The 17,090-nt window shown below is 68.7% G+C and carries 15 protein-coding genes and 1 pseudogene; 1 reads left to right on the top strand and 15 read right to left on the bottom strand.

Annotated features, from left to right (window positions below; all coding sequences use genetic code 11):
- Nucleotides 1–306: 306 nt before the first annotated feature.
- The 11 genes from aspS to dtd form a co-directional block, all read right to left on the bottom strand.
- The gene (aspS, locus tag J2Z79_RS08290; RefSeq protein ID WP_209466406.1) at nucleotides 307–2,109 is read right to left on the bottom strand and encodes an aspartate--tRNA ligase; all 1,803 of its coding nucleotides are present in this window, start codon (nucleotides 2,107–2,109) and stop codon (nucleotides 307–309) included.
- Nucleotides 2,106–3,404 (bottom strand): histidine--tRNA ligase, encoded by a 1,299-nt coding sequence (gene hisS, locus J2Z79_RS08285; protein WP_209466405.1) that lies wholly within the window; start codon nucleotides 3,402–3,404, stop codon nucleotides 2,106–2,108. The genes aspS and hisS overlap by 4 nt, the downstream gene beginning before the upstream one ends.
- A gap of 138 nt (nucleotides 3,405–3,542) precedes the next feature.
- Nucleotides 3,543–4,241 (bottom strand): Type 1 glutamine amidotransferase-like domain-containing protein, encoded by a 699-nt coding sequence (locus tag J2Z79_RS08280; RefSeq protein ID WP_209466404.1) that lies wholly within the window; start codon nucleotides 4,239–4,241, stop codon nucleotides 3,543–3,545.
- A 359-nt stretch (nucleotides 4,242–4,600) separates the two neighbouring features.
- Nucleotides 4,601–5,485, bottom strand: coding sequence for a diacylglycerol/lipid kinase family protein (locus J2Z79_RS08275; RefSeq protein ID WP_209466403.1), 885 nt, complete (start codon nucleotides 5,483–5,485; stop codon nucleotides 4,601–4,603).
- A 14-nt stretch (nucleotides 5,486–5,499) separates the two neighbouring features.
- Complete coding sequence (gene hemZ, locus J2Z79_RS08270; RefSeq protein ID WP_209466402.1) at nucleotides 5,500–7,080, bottom strand: coproporphyrinogen dehydrogenase HemZ; 1,581 nt, start codon at nucleotides 7,078–7,080, stop codon at nucleotides 5,500–5,502.
- A gap of 61 nt (nucleotides 7,081–7,141) precedes the next feature.
- Nucleotides 7,142–7,492 carry a hypothetical protein gene (locus tag J2Z79_RS08265; protein ID WP_209466401.1) on the bottom strand — a complete coding sequence of 117 codons (351 nt, stop codon included), beginning with the start codon at nucleotides 7,490–7,492 and terminating at the stop codon, nucleotides 7,142–7,144.
- A gap of 74 nt (nucleotides 7,493–7,566) precedes the next feature.
- Nucleotides 7,567–8,001 (bottom strand): MarR family winged helix-turn-helix transcriptional regulator, encoded by a 435-nt coding sequence (locus J2Z79_RS08260; RefSeq protein ID WP_209466400.1) that lies wholly within the window; start codon nucleotides 7,999–8,001, stop codon nucleotides 7,567–7,569.
- A gap of 35 nt (nucleotides 8,002–8,036) precedes the next feature.
- A complete protein-coding gene (locus J2Z79_RS08255) occupies nucleotides 8,037–8,663 on the bottom strand; it encodes an MBL fold metallo-hydrolase (protein ID WP_209466399.1) in 627 nt (208 codons plus the stop codon).
- 101 nt (nucleotides 8,664–8,764) lie between these two features.
- Nucleotides 8,765–9,049 (bottom strand): hypothetical protein, encoded by a 285-nt coding sequence (locus tag J2Z79_RS08250; protein ID WP_209466398.1) that lies wholly within the window; start codon nucleotides 9,047–9,049, stop codon nucleotides 8,765–8,767.
- A 97-nt stretch (nucleotides 9,050–9,146) separates the two neighbouring features.
- On the bottom strand, nucleotides 9,147–9,608 hold the full coding sequence (locus tag J2Z79_RS08245; RefSeq protein ID WP_209466397.1) for a GNAT family N-acetyltransferase: 462 nt from the start codon (nucleotides 9,606–9,608) through the stop codon (nucleotides 9,147–9,149).
- A 4-nt stretch (nucleotides 9,609–9,612) separates the two neighbouring features.
- Entirely contained in the window at nucleotides 9,613–10,062 is a 450-nt protein-coding gene (dtd, locus tag J2Z79_RS08240) for a D-aminoacyl-tRNA deacylase (protein ID WP_209466396.1), read from the bottom strand.
- A gap of 262 nt (nucleotides 10,063–10,324) precedes the next feature.
- Between dtd and J2Z79_RS08235 the strand changes: the two genes are divergently transcribed.
- A complete protein-coding gene (locus J2Z79_RS08235; protein WP_209466395.1) occupies nucleotides 10,325–10,849 on the top strand; it encodes a DoxX family membrane protein in 525 nt (174 codons plus the stop codon).
- Nucleotides 10,850–11,787: 938 nt separating this feature from the next.
- Here J2Z79_RS08235 and J2Z79_RS08230 read toward each other — a convergent pair.
- From J2Z79_RS08230 to pepF, 4 genes and pseudogenes are all read right to left on the bottom strand, one after another.
- Nucleotides 11,788–12,822, bottom strand: coding sequence for a serine hydrolase (locus tag J2Z79_RS08230; protein WP_209466394.1), 1,035 nt, complete (start codon nucleotides 12,820–12,822; stop codon nucleotides 11,788–11,790).
- A 198-nt stretch (nucleotides 12,823–13,020) separates the two neighbouring features.
- The gene (scfB, locus tag J2Z79_RS08225; RefSeq protein ID WP_245302455.1) at nucleotides 13,021–14,430 is read right to left on the bottom strand and encodes a thioether cross-link-forming SCIFF peptide maturase; all 1,410 of its coding nucleotides are present in this window, start codon (nucleotides 14,428–14,430) and stop codon (nucleotides 13,021–13,023) included.
- A 138-nt stretch (nucleotides 14,431–14,568) separates the two neighbouring features.
- Nucleotides 14,569–14,700 (bottom strand): annotated as a pseudogene (gene scfA / locus J2Z79_RS18385) (six-cysteine ranthipeptide SCIFF); the annotation flags it as partial.
- Nucleotides 14,701–14,928: 228 nt separating this feature from the next.
- On the bottom strand, nucleotides 14,929–16,722 hold the full coding sequence (gene pepF, locus J2Z79_RS08215; protein WP_209466392.1) for an oligoendopeptidase F: 1,794 nt from the start codon (nucleotides 16,720–16,722) through the stop codon (nucleotides 14,929–14,931).
- Nucleotides 16,723–17,090: the final 368 nt, after the last annotated feature.

Raw genomic sequence — 17,090 nt, 5'->3', positions numbered from 1 at the left:
CCGTCCGGCCGTTCAGCGCCGTTCCGCACCGCAGGCCCCATTCTCCTGGTTGTTCGGCGGCCCCGGCCGCGACTTCCTGCCGAATATTGCTCTTTCACGTATAAGTCATCCAGACCCTCACTGTAGAACGTGTTCTCCACGGCGCCTCAAGACGGCGAACGGGGCTGGTTCAAGCAGCACACCCCCCTGCCGCCCGTTACCTGCCTCAGACCCACTGGGCGGAGGCATGCCACCAGGTCCCGCAACACGGTCGCGAGCGTATAAAGCGAAACCGTGGACCGGCAATCACGCCGGCCCACGGTTTCACTACACCGTCGTGCGGATGCTCAGCTCCCGGAGCTGCTTCTCCGACACCTCGCTCGGGGCGTCGGTCATCAGGTCGGTGGCCTTCGCCGTCTTCGGGAAGGCGATCACGTCCCGGATCGACTGGCGGCCGGCCAGCAGCATCACGAACCGGTCGAGGCCGAAGGCGATGCCGCCGTGGGGCGGGGCGCCGTACTCGAAGGCGTCGAGCAGGAAGCCGAACTTCATCTGCGCCTCCTCCGGCGTGAAGCCCAGCAGCTCGAACATGCGGTTCTGCAGGTGCCGCTGGTGGATTCGGATCGACCCGCCGCCCAGCTCGACCCCGTTCAGCACCAGGTCGTAGGCGTTGGCCCGGATCGCGGCCAGCTCCTCCCGGGTCGCCCCCTCCTTGAACACCTTCTCCAGGTCCTCGGGATGGGGCGAGGTGAACGGGTGGTGGACCGCCACGAAGCGGTTCTCCTCCTCGTCCCACTCCAGCAACGGGAAGTCGACGACCCAGAGCAGGTTGAACTCGCCGGGCTTCCGGAGGCCCAGGCGGCCCCCCATCTCGACCCGCAGCGCACCCAGGGCCGCCGCCACCACGGCGGGCTGGTCGGCCACGAAGAGCAGCAGGTCGCCGGGCTCGCCCTCCAGCCGGCGGATGATCTCCGCCGTCTCGGCCTCGGTGAGGAACTTCGTGAAGGAGGAGCGGACCTCGCCGTTCTCGCCCACGATGATGTAGGCCAGGCCCTTGGCCTTGTAGGTCTTCACGAAGTTGCCGAGCTCGTCGATCTCCTTGCGGGAGTAGCCGCCGCAGCCCTTGGCGTTGATGCCCTTCACCTGGCCGCCGGCCTCGACCGCGCTGCGGAAGACGCTGAAGCCGCAGCCCGCCGCCAGGTCGGAGAGGTCCACCAGCTCCATGCCGAAGCGCAGGTCGGGCTTGTCGGAGCCGTACCGGGCCATCGCCTCGGCGTAGGTCAGCCGCTTGAAGGGCGTGGGCACCTCGATGCCGAGGGCCTCGCGGAAGACCCGCGCCACCATGCGCTCCGTCATGCCCAGCACGTCCTCGCGCTCGACGAACGACATCTCCACGTCGATCTGCGTGAACTCCGGCTGCCGGTCTGCCCGCAGGTCCTCGTCACGGAAGCAGCGGACGATCTGCACGTACCGCTCCAGGCCCGAGACCATGCAGAGCTGCTTGAAGATCTGCGGCGACTGGGGCAGGGCGTAGAACTTGCCCGGGTTCACCCGGGAGGGCACCAGGTAGTCGCGGGCCCCCTCGGGGGTCGACTTGGTGAGCATCGGGGTCTCGATTTCAAGGAACCCGTTCTCGTCGTAGAAGTCCCGCACTGCCTTGGTGACCCGGTGGCGGAGGATCAGGTTGCGCTGCATCTCCGGCCGGCGCAGGTCCAGGTAGCGGTACTTGAGCCGGACGGTCTCGTCCACGTCGACGTCGTCCTGGATATAGAAGGGCGGCGTCTTGGCCGGGTTGAGGATGCGCAGGTCGTGGGCCCGGATCTCGAACCGGCCCGTGGGGATGTTGGGGTTCACCGCCTCGGGCGCCCGGTGGGTCAGCCGGCCCCGCACGGCCAGCACGTATTCGGAGCGGACCTGCTCCACCTTGGCGAAGACCTCGGCGCCGCACTCCTCCTCGTCGAAGACCACCTGCACCACGCCCGTGCGGTCCCGGAGGTCCACGAAGATCAGGGAGCCGTGGTCACGCCGGCGCTGCACCCAGCCGTTTACGATGACCTCCTGGCCCACCAGGGACTCTGCGACCTCGCCACAGAAGACCGTCCGCTTCATGCCGTGAATCGATTCGCTCATGGTTCAGCCCTCCGCAAGTGCGAGATGATCTGGTCGAGCGGCACGGACTCCTGTGTGCCCTCGTCCATGTGCTTTACGGATGCAACGCCACGCTGGACCTCGTCCTCGCCCAGGATGACGACAAACCGGCTGTTCTGCTTGCCCGCGTACTTCATCTGCGCCTTCATGCTGCGGCCCAGGTAGTCGATGTCGGCCGACAGCCCCGCCGCGCGGAGTTCGTAGAGGAGCCTGAGCCCCACGGGCCGGGCCGCGTCGCCGAGGGTGACCACGAAGGCGTCCAGCCGGGGCCGGCCCTCGAACGGGGCGGTCAGCCCCTCCTCCTCCAGGACCATCAGCACCCGCTCCATGCCCATGCCGAAGCCGACGCCCGGGGTGGGCTTCCCGCCCACCACCTCGATCAGACCGTCGTAGCGGCCCCCTCCCCACAGGGTGGACTGGGCCCCCAGCTTCGGGTGGAGCACCTCGAAGACCGTCTTCGTGTAGTAGTCGAGCCCCCGCACGATGCGGGTGTCGATCTGGTACGGGATCCCCATCGCCTCCAGGTGGCCCAGGAGGCCCTCCCAATGGCTCCGGCAGTCGTCGCAGAGGTAGTCGAGCCCCACAGGGGCGGTCTGCTGCGCCGGGTGGGCGGCGTCCTTCTTGCAGTCGATCAGCCGGAGCGGGTTCTTGTCGAACCGGGTCCGGCAGTCCTCGCACAGCTCGCCCAGGTGCGGCCGGAAGTGGTTCTGCAAGGCCGAGCGGTACCGGGGCCTGCAGTTGGGGCAGCCGATGGAGTTGACCGAGACCACCAGCCCGGTGAGCCCCAATCTGGCCACCACGTCCAGACCCAGCTTGATCACCTCGGCGTCCACCGCCGGGTCCTGGGCGCCGAAGACCTCGACGTCCAGCTGGTGGAAGCCCCGGAACCGGCCCTTCTGCACGTTCTCGTACCGGAACGCCGGGCCGTAGGCGAAGAGCTTGGTCGGCTGCGGGCTGTTGTACAGCCCGTTCTCGAGGTAGGCCCTCACCAGGCCCGCCGTGAACTCGGGCCGCATCGCCATCCGGCGGGGGTCCGGATCGTCGCCCCGGGGCGTGATGTTGAACATCTCCTTGGTCACGATGTCCGTGGTGGCGCCGACGCCGTGGATGAAGAGCTCCACGTACTCGACCATCGGCGGCCGGAGCTCCTGGTAGCCGTAGAGCCGGGCCACCTCCCGGAAGGTCTCCTCCAGCCGCTGCCAGCGGTACGAGTCACGCCAGCCGTACTGCTCGCCCGGCAGGATGTCGTTGAATCCCCGGGGTGCCTGGATGCTCACGCTGTATCCTCTCCTTGTGCGGGTTGATCGGGGGTGCGCCGGGTGCGGGTGCCCCTGCCAGTGCGGAACTTCCCCGTCGGTGAGCGCTCCAACCGTTGCTGGTCTGCATCCACCGTGGGCTCCCCTGTCCGTGCGGGGCTACGCCCCGAGGCACTGCGGGACGATCGGCTCCTCCCGCACGGCGCCCCCCTCGGCGTAGACCCGGTAAGCCCGGGCGCCCGGCCGGGAGCTGACCACCTTCGCCAGCTCGTCGCCCACGTAGTGCAGGCCGACGCCGTCGTCGGCGGCGATGCCGTCGCTGAGGAGACCGGCTGCCCGCAGCCGGTGGTAGGCCGGGCGGCGCTCAGGCTCGCCGTCGTAGTGCGGGCAGTGGCTTCCCTTCAGGAAGCCGAGGGCCGGCAGGGCCGAGAGCTCGCCGGGCACCGAGTCGGTCACCCCCTGCTCGAACCAGCAGATGGAGCCAGCGCTGAGCCCCGCCAGCACCACGCCCCGCTCCCACGCCGTGCGCAGAATCTCGTCCAGCCCCCATGCCCGCCATAGGGCGAGCATGTTCTTCGTGTTCCCGCCGCCCACGTAGATCACGTCCTGGGCCAGGAGGAGGCCGGCCATGTCCCGCTCGGTCGGGTGCAGCAGCGAGAGGTGCGTCGGCTCGGCGTTCAGCCGGACCATCGCCCGGTAGAAGTTGATGATATACCCCTCGGCGTCCCCGCTGGCGGTGGGAAGGAAACAGACCTTCGGCCGGTCCTTGCCCGTCAGCCCCAGCACGTACCGGTCGAGCAGCGGGTTCTCCGGTTCCATGGAGAAGCCGCCGCCGCCCATTGCCACAATCTGCCTCATCCCCAGCCCTCCTATCCAGATAAAACAACAGCGCCCGTCCCCTATGGGACGAGCGCACAGCTCGCGGTGCCACCCACTTGATGCCCACCGTTCAGCAGGCATCCGCTCTGCAGAGCCCCAGAAAGCCCGGGGCCCCCTCCCTCTGCTAACGGCGGGAGTCTCCGGCGCAACCTACGCAGCCGCCTGCGGACAGGCCGGCCTTCGCCTGCGCAGCTCAGGGGCTGTCCGGCTCCGCCGCCTTCCCGTCGACCTTTCAGCCTGGGGGTCGACTCTCTGCAGGGGGCATCGTGCGGAACCCCGCTCCCCGTCATCGCCTTTGATCCAGGATTCTACTGCTGTTCCACATCTGTGTCAATCCCCTAAATCAAAAGTCTCAGGGCTCGGGGATGCGCCGTCAGCCGCATCGGGAGCCGGCCCACCACCTCGCCGTCCACCTGCGTCAGCGGGTCGTGGTCGGCCGCCGCGACGATCTCCGCCGACCGGACCTTCCGGTAGACCACCCCGGGCAGGCTCCGGTGCAGCCCCACCAGGGCGGCCGAGACATACCCCAGGTAGTCGCCCACCGTCTCGGCGGTGAAGATGCAGACGTCGAGGAAAGGGTCGGTCAGCGAGGCGTCGGGCGTGAACTGGAAGCCCCCGCCGTAGGACCGGGCGTTGCCGGCCACCACGAAGCGGCCCACCACCGGCGGCTCCCCGTCCAGGTGCACCAGGAAGGGGACCAGGTCCCAGTGCCAGATGAACTGCATGGCGGCCACGGCGAACGCCGCCTTGCCGAAGCGGCGCTTCAGCTCCGGGTCCACCGAGCCCGCCACCGCCGCGTCCGGCCCCACGCCCGCCATCAGCAGGAAGTAGCGGTCGTTGGCCTGGCCCACCGTCACCTCCTGGGTGCGGCCGGCGAGGATCCGTTGGGCCACCTCGTCGGGCCGGTGGGGGAAGCGGAGCTCGGCGGCCAGCACGTTGGCGGTGCCGCCCGGCCAGAATCCCAGGGCGGCGCCGGTGCCCATCACGCCCTGCAGCGCCTCGTTCATCGTGCCGTCGCCGCCGTACGCCAGGACCAGGTCGTACCCCGCCGCCGCCTTCTCCCGCGCGATCTCCGCGGCGTGGCCCTGGCGTTCGGTGGGGCAGACGGTCACCGTGCGGCCGGCCGCCAGCAGCGGCGCAGCCAGCCGCTCGATCAGGCAGGCGCGCTCCCGGGGCCGGCCGGACGCGGGGTTGTAGATCACGGCGATGCGCTGGAACGACACCCGCACCACCCCCACTACTCGCCGTAGAGCAGCCTCAGGTGCTCCACCTTGCGCCGCGCCAGCTCCTCCGCCCGCTCCACGTAGGTCTGCGGATCGCCCGGGTTGGCCGGCGCCTTCAGCAGCCAGCCCCGGTTTCCGCCCAGCGGCTTGTACCACTTGGAGGTGGCCCCGGCGCCGAGGCCGATGACGGTCTGCCTCTCCTCCATCATCTGGATGTTGTACAGGGACTCCTTACCGGGCAGGGCGTAGCCCACGTTCTCGAGGGCGCCCACCATGAACTTCTGCCGGTACAGGTAGTAGGGCCGCTGCCCCATGGCCCGGGCAGTCTCGGCCGCGTCCTGCACCAGCGCCTCCGCCTCGGCGGGGGTGAGCGCCCGCAGGACCTCCCCGGCCTCGCCCTCGCCGTGGATGCGCGAGCCCCGCTTGACGGCCAGCGTGTGGACGGTGAGGTTGTCCGGGGCCAGGCGGCGCATGTCGGCCAGGGTGTGGTGCACCTCGGCGGGGCCCTCGCCCGGCAGGCCGATGATGATGTCCGTGTTGACGGTGAAGCCGGCGGGGTGCGACCGCACCAGGTCGTAGGCCCGGTAGAACTTCTCCACTGTATGGATGCGGCCCAGGTGCATCAGGGTGGCCTGGACCGTGGTCTGCGGGTTGACGCTCACCCGGTTGACGCCGGCCGCGGCCATGGCGTCCAGCTTCGCCTTGTTGAAGGTCTCCGGCCGGCCGCCCTCCATCGTATACTCGGCGGGCGCCTGGCCCCTGAGCAGGTGCTGCTCGGCGGCCTGCAGCATCCAGGCGAAGTCCTCGTCCCTGGGGCTGGTGGGCGTGCCGCCGCCGAAGTAGATCGACTCCACCCTGAGCCCCAGGTCCCGGATCGCCTCGCCGATGATCGCCATCTCCCGGCCCAGGGCCTCCAGGAACGGGGAGACCTGGCTCCGGTGCTGATTGATGGGGTAGATCGAGAAGGAGCAGAAGGAGCAGATCGAGGGGCAGAAGGGGATGCCGATGTAGAGCGACACGGCCCGGGGGTCCCGCCCCAGGTAGGGCCGCTGCAGCCGCGCCACGCCGGTGACCAGCTCCGCCTTTTCGGGGGCGAGCCGGTACTCGCCGGTGAGCCGGGCCACCGGGTCGGGCTCGCCTGCGTCCAGCATCTGGTGGACCAGCTTGGTGGGCCGCACCCCGGTGAGGATGCCCCAGCCCGGCCGGAAGCCGACCAGCGGCGAGAGGACGTCGACCAGCAGCCCCTTGGCCAGCCGGCGCAGCCGGTGCTCGAACGTCCGGGGGCTCTCATCCGCGGTCTGAGTCAGGCCGCCCTCGGCGCGGCGGCGCCCCGCCGGGCCGCTCACCTCGACGGCGACGTGCCAGGGCAGGGCGCCCTCGCTCCCCCCCTGCCAGGGCGGCCCGCCCTCCCCGCCTCCCGACGGAAGGGCGACGACGTCCACCCGCCACCCGTCCGGCGGCGCGGCCTGGGGCGCGGCGCCGTCCTCCCCGGGGACCCACACGGAAAACGCCTCGCCGGGGAAGAAGACGTGCCCCATCTGCGTCAGGTCGCTGGCGAAGACCGGGCTGTTGCCCCGCAGCAGAATCGAACGCATCCGCATACCACCTCAAGGGGGGCCGTGGCTCTCGCCCCGGCCCCCTCAGTTGGAACCGCGCTTACCGCTTGCCCGCCTGGCCCCGCACGTAGTCCCCCCAGCCCCACAGGCCGAGGAGCACGTTCAGCAGGCCCAGGCCCATGAGCACGTAGCCCGTCGTGCCGCCGATGGCGATGCCGAACATCACCGTCAGGGCGAAGACCAGCGGGCTGAGCGCCTTCCAGAGATACCCCCTGCGCAGCAGCTTCGGCGCGGGGAACGTGCGCCGTGGCCTGGCGGGAGCGGCCTTCGCGGCCGCCATGCGGGCGGCCTGGCGCTCGTCCGGCCCGGCGATGGCCGTCCGCAGCGCCACCACGTTGGGCAGGAGCAGCGCCGCACCCAGGATGACAATCCCGATGACAGCAGAGATCATGCTCAGAACCCCCCACGAAAAGAACATGACCTGTATGCATTCTATCTGACTTTCCGCAACTCCTCCATGACAGGTTACCCCATCCTGTCAAGGATATCGCAGAGCCGTTCCAGGTCCTCCTCGCTCAGGTTCTTCACCATCTCGCGGAAGGCGGCCCGACGGCGCTGGATCGCAGCCGCCAGGGCGGCCTCGCCCTTCGGGGTGATCTTCACCCATACGACCCGCCGGTCCCGCTCGTCGCGCTCGCGTTCAGCCAGGCCGCTCTTCACCAGGCGGTCGACCAGACCCGTCGCTGCGCTCAGGGTGACGGTCAGCTCGTTCGCGACCTCGCTCACCTGCAGCGGGCCGCGTGCCGCCAGGGCGCGCAGGACGATGATCTGGCTCCCGGACATCCTCGGCCCCGGGGCGACCTCCTGGTACGCTGAGGCGGCGGAAGCCATGACGCGCACCATGTGGTCGAATGAGGCCTCGAGCTTCGGGATGTAGGCTTCAATGCGGGCGGACTCCATCCGAACTCACCTCCGGCGGGCCAGAGTTAGCAAAGTTAACGATTTGCCAGGAACGGGTTGTACTCCTTCTCGTCTCCGATGGTGGTGGCAGGACCGTGGCCGGGGTAGACGGCGGTCTCGGCGGGGAGCGGCAAGAGCCGTGTCCTGATGGCCTGGATCAGCGTGTCGTAGTCGCCGCCGTACAGGTCAGTGCGCCCGATGGAGCCGGCAAAGAGCGTGTCGCCGGCGAACAGGTGCCCGGGGGTGTAGAGGCAGATGCCGCCGGGGCTGTGACCCGGGGTGTGGATCACCTCCAGGCGGAGGTTGCCGGCGGCGACCTCGTCGCCGTCCAGCAGCAGGCGGTCGGCGGGAGGCGCGGTCACCTTCCGGCCGAAGTAGAGGCTGCCGTTCCGGGCCGGGTCGGTGAGGAAGTCGGCGTCCGCCTGGTGGATGGAGACCGGGGCCCCGCTCCAGCCCTTCACCCACTCGACGCCGCCGATGTGGTCGAGGTGGCCGTGGGTGAGGACGATCTGCTCGAGCGTCAAGCCGTTCTCCTCCACGCACCGCCGGATCCACGGGTCCGGGTACCCCGGGTCGATCACGAGGGCGCGGCCGGTCTCCTCGCAGGCCACTACGTAGCAGTTGGCGCCGAAGTCGCCCAGCTCGCGATGCCAGATGCGCATGGCGTCTCCTCCATAAAGAGGCCGGGACGACGAGGTCCCGGCAGATGTTGCCGTCTCTTCTTCCAGTATAGGCAGTTTGGCTCCCGAAGCAAGCGGGCGGCCTAGCCCTGCCGGGTGAAGATGGAGAGCAGGATCGAGACGAGCACGCCCATGGCCGAAAGGAAGGCGCTGATCAGGAGTGCGGCGGTCTCCTTCTTGCCGTCGAGGCGCCCCTCGACAAAGCGTATGCCCGCCGCCACCTCCTTCTGCTCGGCTGCCAGGCGGGCGCTCTCTGCCCGCTGCCGTTCCAGGCCCGCCTCCACTCGGGTCAGTCGGTTGTGGAGGTCGTCTGTCAACTCGGCCAGGGCCTGAACACGGAACTTGAGATCGTCGGTCCAGGATGCCATACCGAATCCCCCTTCCGCTGTACCCTTTTCTCGATGATACCGGAGGCGAACGGGACAGACCAGTGAAGGGAAAGGTATTATCTGGTGGCGAGCGGCCTCACGCCTCCCTGGTCATCTCCAGGAAGTCGTAGACCCCGCCGTTGGTGTGGTTCTTGTACGTCCGGCCCGGCTTGAAGCCGGCCCTGGCATACACCTTGATGGCCCTTTGGTTGAAGGCAGCCACAGACAGGCGGAATGCCCTCACGGAGAAGCGTTCCCTGGCGAACTGAAGGCCAGCCTCCAGGAAGCTGAGCCCCAACCCCTTCCCGGTCAGGTCCGGCCTCAGCCCGAGGCCCAGTTCAACGGTGGAGCCGTCCTGGCTGAAGCAGAAGAAGCCGATCAGCGAACCGTCCGCGTCCACTGCGGCGAAGTAGACGTTCTCCCGCCTCTGCGGGTCCATCAGCTCGGCCAGGTCATCGGGGTCGTTCGCCATGTCGTAGAAGGCGTAAGGCCCCTCGTAGTGCCACCGGGCGATGCGCTCCGCATCGGCCTGCTGCATGGGTCGGATGGTCAGGTTCATGGCCTCAGAAAGTCCTCTCCGAATCGACGAGGATCGTCACCGGCCCGTCGTTGACCAGCTCCACCTCCATGTGCGTCTGGAACCGGCCGGTCTCCACGTGCAACCCCAGCGACCGCAGCTTCTCCACAAACCGCTGGTAGAGCGGCTCGGCCTGCTCTGGCCGGCCTGCGCGGTCGAAGCCCGGCCGCCGGCCCCGACGGACATCGCCGTACAGTGTGAACTGGCTGACCGCCAGGATAGCACCTCCGACCTCCTGAATAGACCGGTTCATCTTGCCGGCCTCGTCCTCGAACACCCGGAGGCCGGCGATTTTCTCGGCCATGTAGTCCGCCGCCTCGTCGTCGTCCTCGCGCGAGACGCCCAGCAGCACCACGTATCCACGGCCGATCCGGCCCACCACATCGCCGTCCACGGTAACGCTGGCGCGGCTCACCCGCTGCACCACTGCACGCAAGATCAACGCCTCCTACTGCATCTGACTGATGTGGGGAGATACGCTCCGCTGGAACCGCACTCCTCCCGAAGCGCGCACCAGCCATCTCCACAGGGTGCACAGACAAGCTTTGGAGTGCACCGTTCAGACTACTCCCTCAATCGGCCCTGCGCCGGATGTGATGATAACCGTTCTCAGTGTAGTATCAAATCAGAAACAAGGACCGCAACCGGGACGCCGCAGCAGTCCCGCTGACGCAGGCAAATCCAGGAGGGATGGCATCATGACGAACTTCTTCCAGGGTCCGAAGAGCAGCTGGATCTGGCTCGTGATCCGACTGTACGTGGGTTACCAGTGGATGACCGCAGGTTGGCACAAGATCATCGACGGCTTCGACGCCTCCGGCTTCCTCAAGGGCGCCATCGCCAAGGCGGTCCCGGCGTCCGAGGGCGCCAAGCCGGTGGTCCAGGCCTGGTGGGCCAACTTCCTCGAAGGGTTCGCCCTCCCCAACGTCGGCCTGTTCAACTTCCTGGTTCCCTGGGGCGAGTTCCTCGTCGGCCTGGCGCTGATCCTCGGCTTCGCCACCATCTTCGCAGCGACGATGGGCATGGTCATGAACTTCGCCTTCATCCTGAGCGGCACCATCAGCAGCAACCCGAACCTGCTCATCCTGGAGTTCGTCCTCGTGGCCCTGGGCGGCGCCTATGCCGGCTACCTCGGCGTCGACTACTACTTCCGCCCGGTCTGGCGCAGCTTCATCGCACGCATCCTGCCCGGTGAGGCCGACGCAGCGGCGATCAAGGCGTAACGCAGCACGCAGGGCACGGCCCCACCCGCCCCAGGATTACCGGAGAGCCCGCCCCGGTGGCACAGCCACCCGGGCGGGCTCCTTGCTTTACAGCGTACCGCCTTGGGCCAATCGGCGCCTAGGGAGGCAGATGCCAGCGCGGCGGGTCTCCGACTTAGTGCACATATGCCGGTGGAACCATGACACGGTCGGGCGGGCACACGACTCCCCCGGGTGGGTAGGGAACCCCCCGGGGGTAGGTCCGACAGACTACTCCCACAATCAGCCGTAGGACGGATTGGGTAAGGAAGATTCTCGTAATAACATGATGTTGGCGTCAGCCGAAGCACTCGAAGAGCCACAGGCCGTACGCCAGTCCCATTCCCTGGGGCGAGTTCCTCGTCGGTCCGGTGCTCCACCTCGGCTTTACCACCCTCTTTCCCGTCAGCCTGGGCGGCGCCTACGCCGGCACACGACACGCACCACGATTTCCGCTCCATCTGCCGCAGCGTCCGCGCACGCATCCTGCCCGGTGAGGGCAAGGCAGCACTCGACTCCACCTGACACAGCATCAGACACACTGTCGACGCACATCAGCGGCACGAATCCCTGCACCCCTGCTCCGCCGCACTTCGAAGCGTCCGTCGCAGCGACCCGCGCGATTTGTCGAAGCACATCCGGCAACCACCGCCGCACGCTACGCAGACATCGCACCCGGCCGCAGCAAGGTCCGCATTTCGCCGCAGCAGTTCACCCATCGTCGGAGCACCTGCCACAGCATGTCGAACCAGGTCAACACGGCATCGACCAAGCACAGCTCAGGCCACGACACGCATACGCTGTCGACGCACACACTGCACCCGGCCTAGCATACCATCGCCGCAGCAACCGCACGCAGTCTGTCCTCACCCGCCCCTCGGATAGCCGGAAAGCCCGCCACCACGGCGGGCTTTCCGACGTTATCGGGCGGGCGGCACCGCTGCCCGCCGGCTGTGCCAGCGCCAGACCTCCCGGGAGACGCTGGCGATGTAGTAGCTGGCCTCCTTGGCCGTCATCCCCTCCGTCATCACCACCAGCACGTAGGGGCGCCGGTCCAGCACGATGGCCGCGTCGTGGAACGACGTGCCCTTCGACCCGGTCTTGTTCGCGACCGGGAGACCGGGCGGCAGGCCGCCGGGGATCCGGCCCTTGGAGCGGGACTCCCGCATGAAGGAGAGCATCTCGGCCCAGGGCTCGGGCGAGCGCTGGGCGGCCTCCCAGACGTTCCGCAGGACGATCCCGAGGTCCTCGGGAGCGATGCGGTTGTGCTGCCAGAGCTGCTGCGGCGTGTGCACGTGCGGGCCGCCGTAGCGGATGCCCAGGCTGCGGTAGTACTGCACCATCTTCTGGACGCCGAGCGTGCGCATCAGGGCGTTGGCCGCCGTGTTGTCGCTGTGGACGAGCATCAGCCGGGAGAGCTCCCGCCGCGTGAATCTGGTCCCCTCCGGGACCCCGTTGAGAACCCCCGACCCGTCCTTCCAGTCCACCGGGAGGATGGCGACCTTCTCGTCCAGCGAGACCTGGCCCGTGGCTGCGAGGTGGTACAGGTAGGTGGCGATCAGCACCTTCACCGTGCTGGCCGCCGTGTGCACCTCGTCGGCCTTCACCCCGAACCGCTCGTGGGTGGTGAGGTCGTAGTACCAGACGCTGATCAGCCCGGGGGCCCAGCGCGTGATCTCCTCGATGCGCCGCACCACGTCGGCCGAACGCTCCGAAGACTGACGGCGGGAGGACGGTCCGTCGCCGTCTCCTCCGGCCAATGCTGCGGAGCCCACCGGAAGGCCGTTCGCCGCCGACGTGAGCACCGGGTCCTCCCGCGCGGACGTCGACCCCGAACCGTCCACTGCGTCGGGCGGGGTCAGGCCGGCTGCCGCCGCAGCAGGCCCCGTCGCCATCAGGGCCGACAACATCAGACACAACCACGGGCGCAGCAGGTAGGGCGCCCTCCGTGCCATCTGCCATCACCGCCTATAGATTGCCCGTCCTGCGGCGATCAACTGCGGGCGCCGCGCGGCGGTGCCCGACCTGCGCGGCGAGCCGGCGCGGCCCTGCCCGACGGGTACGGCGAGCGGGCGCGGCGTTGCCCGACGAGCGCGGTGAGCCGCCCCGGCAGGGTGTTCCTGTGCGGGGCGGCCGTTCCGTGTCAATGTGCGCTACTCGGCATCCATCAATGCCTGGGCCTTCAGCCACAGGCCGCACTCCACGCGCTTTTTCGTCAGCGCGCAGCCGATGGACTCCGGCTGGAAAATGTCGCCGTTCAGCAGGTCTGCGTTGGCGTGGCAGCCGCCGCTGCAGTAGTACCGGGCCCAGCAGGTGGGGCAGGACGACTTCGAGTAGATGTGGCAGCCGGCGAGCCGCGCCTGCAGCTCCTTCTCCACCACGCCCTCGGCCACATTGCCCAGCCGGTACTGCTCCCGCCCGACGAACTGATGGCACGGGTAGAGATCGCCCTCGGGCGTGACCGCCAGGTACTGCACCCCGGCGCCGCAGCCCTGCACCCGGCGGGGCAGGCAGGGACCGGTCTCCGCCTCCACGGCGAAGTGGTGGAACGTGATAGGCCGTCCCTCGCGCCGCCGCCGGTCCACCTCCACCGCCAGCCGCTCGTACTCGGCCAGGAGCCGGGGCAGGTGCTCCTCCCGGAGCGCGTAGGGCTCGTCGGGCTTCGCGATCACCGGCTCCAGCGAGAAGTGGGGCGAGTGCATCGCGTCCACCATGTAGAGGGCGTCCTCGGCGAAGTCCAGGTTGTCCGCCGTGTAGGTGCCCCGCAGGACGGCGTAGGCGCCCCGCCCGCTGGCGCCCTGGGCCGCGCCGTGCTCCCAGGCCGGCGTGCCGCCGGGTGCCCGCCGGTCCAGCACCATGCGGACCGCCTCCTCCACCCTTGCGCTGGAGCCGCAGCGCTTGGCGTCGTGCACCTCAGGCCGGCCGTCCAGGCTCAGGATGAGGCTTACCCCCTCCCGGTCCAGCTCGTCCAGGATCTCGGGGGTGAGCAGCGTGGCGTTGGTGGTGAGGGTGAAGGTGAAGGTCTTCCCGGCGCGGCGCCCCGCCTCCCGGGCGTAGGCGATGGTCTCCTTCACCACGGACCAGTTCATCAGCGGCTCGCCGCCGAAGAAGTCGATCTCGCAGGCCGGGCGGGGACCGCTGAGCCGGATCAGCAGGTCGACAGCCTGCCGTGCAACCGCGGCCGGCATCAGCTTGGCCCGTCCGCCGTAGGTGCCGTCGTCGGCAAAGCAGTAGGTGCACTTCAGGTTACAGGCGTGGGCGATGTTGAGGCAGATCGCCCGCAGCGGATCGCCGGGCTTCGGCATCACCGGCTCCCAGTCGGGCGGGGGCGCGAACAGCAGTCCCTGCGCCTTCAGCTCCTCGATCTCCACCATGGCCTCGGCCACGGCGTCCGCGCCGTAGCGCGCCCGCAGATCAGCCAGCCCGGCCTGGCCAGGCCCCTCCTCACCGAAGCCCAGGAGGTCCCACACCAGGTCGTCCACCTGGTGCAGGCTGCCGCTATGGATATCGAGCACCAGCCGGGTGCCCTGCATTTCAAACCTGTGGATCTCGCCGTGCCGCAAAACCGACTCCCTCCCAGAAGAAGGGCCGGGCGCTTTGCCCGGCCCCCTCGCGCTGCCGAATGGTCGCCCGCGCTACCGCCTCGTCACGTCATGGACCCGGACCTGCTCAGCCGCAGGGCTCGTGAGGCTGCTGACCGAGCAGACGATGTTGCCCACCGTGCACGAGGTCTTGCAGGCAGACTGGCAGGAGACGGCGCAGTCCGTACAGCCGACATGCTGCACCGTGGCCTGCAGGCGCGGCGCCGTCAGGGTGCGGATGTGCTTGGTCAACGGAAACCCTCCAATCGCCTGGAATACACTATAGTATAACCCTTCCACTCACGAAGCCATTTAGTACTGAAGTGCTATTCTTGTGTAGTCCAAAGGTGTCATTGCTTGCAGTGCGGATTTCCCTGCACCGGCGGAGCAGTTGTCGGCGCGCGCAGCCAAGCCTGGACCGATCCAGGCCGCGCCTCGCCGGCTGCCCGGCGCACCAGATCGTCCCGCCCGGCGAGCGGCTTAGAACGACGCCTCCAGCTCGTCGATGAGCGAGCCGACGTAGGCGACGGCCTTGCGAATGGGGTCGGGCTTGGTCATGTCTACGCCCGCCATGGCCATCAGCTCCATCGGCGGAAGGCTGCCGCCGGCCTTCAGGACCTCCAGCCACTGCTCGGCCGCCGGCTTCCCCTCCTCCTTGATGCGCTGCGCCACCGCGGTGCCGCAGGTGAGGCCGGCGGAGTAGGTGTACGGGTAGAGGCCCATGTAGTAGTGGGGCTGGCGCATCCAGGTGAGGCGGGCCCCCTCGTCGATGACGACCTCGCCGCCCCAGAACCGCTCCAGAATCGCGCCCTTGGTCTCCGAGAGCAGCTTGGCGGTCACCGGCACGCCCTTCTCGGCCTGCTCGTAGATCCGGCGCTGCAGCTCGGCCTCCAGCAGGTGGCGCACGAAGTTGTGGTGGTAGGTCATCAGCAGCTGCATGATGACCCAGCGGCGCATCCGCCGGTCGTCGGTGCCCTTGAGGATATGGTCGGCCAGCAGCAGCTCGTTCATGGTGGAGGGCGCCTCGACGAAGAAGAGGGCGGGCTCGACGTTGAGGAGCCGCTGGTTGCGGTTGGCCAGCTCGAAGTGGCCGGCGTGGCCCAGCTCGTGGGCCAGGGTGAAGGCCGAGCGCATCTGGCCGGTGAAGGTGAGCAGGATGTAGGAGTGGGCGCCGTAGGGCGAGGCGCAGAAGGCGCCGGCCTGCTTGCCGACGTTGTCGGCCCAGTCGACCCAGCGCTCAGACAGCGCCCGCTCGATGATCGCCCGGTACTCCGGCCCCAGCACGGCCAGGGCGTCCAGCACGAGCCTGCCCGCCTCCTCCCGGGTGACCGTCGGGTTGTACTCGGGGTCCAGCGGCGCCTCGATGTCGCAGTAGCGCATCTCGTCCAGGCCCAGCACCCGCTTGCGCAGCCGGGCGTAGCGGCGCATGTGGGGTGCGAGCTCCGACTGGATCACATCGAGGAGGTTATAGTAGACCGCGTGGTCGATGCGGTGCGGGGCCAGCAGCATGTGCGTGGCCGACTCGTACCGGCGCAGGCGGGCCAGGACGACGTTCTTCTTCACCTCGGTGGCGAACGTGGCGGCCAGCGTGTTCTGGTACGCCGCGAGGCCCCGGGCGAAGGAGTCGAAGGACGCCCGCCGCACGGCGGTGTCTGCCGAGATCTCCAGCTCGTCCTCGTACAGGGCGAACGAGACCGGCTGCGTGCGGCCGTCGGGCGTCGTGATGGGCTCGAACGTCATGTCGGAAGACCGGGCCCGCTCGTAGGTGACGAACGGCGCCCCGGTGACCTCGCCCAGCGCCGCCAGGGCCTCCTCGGTCTCGGGGTGCAGCATGTGCGGCCGCTCGATCAGGATCTGCTCGAGGTAGGGGCGGTAGACCGCCAGCTCGGGCTCGGCGGCCATCCAGGCCTCCACCTGCCCCGCCGGCAGCGCCAGGATCTCGGACTTCAGGAAGGCCGTCGCCGCCTCGAACTGTGCGATCAGCGCAGCGCTCCTGGCGGCCATCCCCTGGTTCTCGGGATCCGAGCCGTCCCCGGCCAGCACCAGTTCGGCGTAGGTGCCCCAGCGGACGCCCCGCTCCAGCAGGGCCTCGTAGGTCCGCAGGGCGGCGGCAAGGGTGGCTGCCCCCTCCGCCAGGCGGCCCTTGTACTGGGTGACGCTCTGCAGGTCCGCCTCCAGGGACTTGGCCTCGGCCTCCCAGGCCGCAGGCGTGGCGAACAGGTCGCACAGGTTCCAGGTCTGCTCCAAGGGAACCTCATTTCGGCGGAGTCGCATGACACTTCTCCTTCCTTCTCCGATGGCATCGGCAGAATCTGTATTCGACAGCGTGCAGGGGGTACCTTCAGGCGCAGGCGCGGATGCACCCCCATCCAGCCGCATAGGTTCTGTTTTCACTCGCTGTTGATGCCTTCGGGGTGGCAATCCTCAAGGGCTGAACCGTTGAAGGAGGAACGAGGCCGCACCGGATACACCCCCTTCCAGCCGCATAGGGTCTGTTCGCACTCGCTGTTGATGGCTTTCCGGGTGGCGATCCTGAAGGGCTGAACCGCCGAAGGAGGAACGAGGCCGCACCGGATATACCCCCATCCAGCCGCATAGGGTCTGTTCGCACTCGCTGTTGATGGCCTTCGGGGTGGCGATCC

Origin of the sequence: Symbiobacterium terraclitae (genome assembly GCF_017874315.1) — a bacterium.
GTDB lineage: Bacteria > Bacillota > Sulfobacillia > Symbiobacteriales > Symbiobacteriaceae > Symbiobacterium > Symbiobacterium terraclitae.
Note: the sequence above shows the minus strand (reverse complement) of the source record. Positions and strands in the feature narration are given on the sequence as shown.

Coding starts and splice junctions, on each gene's coding strand:
- aspS (WP_209466406.1), bottom strand. CDS start 2,109: ATGAGCGAATCGATTCACGGCATGAAGCGGACGGTCTTCTGTGGCGAG.
- J2Z79_RS08280 (WP_209466404.1), bottom strand. CDS start 4,241: ATGAGGCAGATTGTGGCAATGGGCGGCGGCGGCTTCTCCATGGAACCG.
- hemZ (WP_209466402.1), bottom strand. CDS start 7,080: ATGCGTTCGATTCTGCTGCGGGGCAACAGCCCGGTCTTCGCCAGCGAC.
- J2Z79_RS08265 (WP_209466401.1), bottom strand. CDS start 7,492: ATGATCTCTGCTGTCATCGGGATTGTCATCCTGGGTGCGGCGCTGCTC.
- J2Z79_RS08260 (WP_209466400.1), bottom strand. CDS start 8,001: ATGGAGTCCGCCCGCATTGAAGCCTACATCCCGAAGCTCGAGGCCTCA.
- J2Z79_RS08255 (WP_209466399.1), bottom strand. CDS start 8,663: ATGCGCATCTGGCATCGCGAGCTGGGCGACTTCGGCGCCAACTGCTAC.
- J2Z79_RS08250 (WP_209466398.1), bottom strand. CDS start 9,049: ATGGCATCCTGGACCGACGATCTCAAGTTCCGTGTTCAGGCCCTGGCC.
- J2Z79_RS08245 (WP_209466397.1), bottom strand. CDS start 9,608: ATGAACCTGACCATCCGACCCATGCAGCAGGCCGATGCGGAGCGCATC.
- J2Z79_RS08235 (WP_209466395.1), top strand. CDS start 10,325: ATGACGAACTTCTTCCAGGGTCCGAAGAGCAGCTGGATCTGGCTCGTG.
- J2Z79_RS08230 (WP_209466394.1), bottom strand. CDS start 12,822: ATGGCACGGAGGGCGCCCTACCTGCTGCGCCCGTGGTTGTGTCTGATG.
- pepF (WP_209466392.1), bottom strand. CDS start 16,722: ATGCGACTCCGCCGAAATGAGGTTCCCTTGGAGCAGACCTGGAACCTG.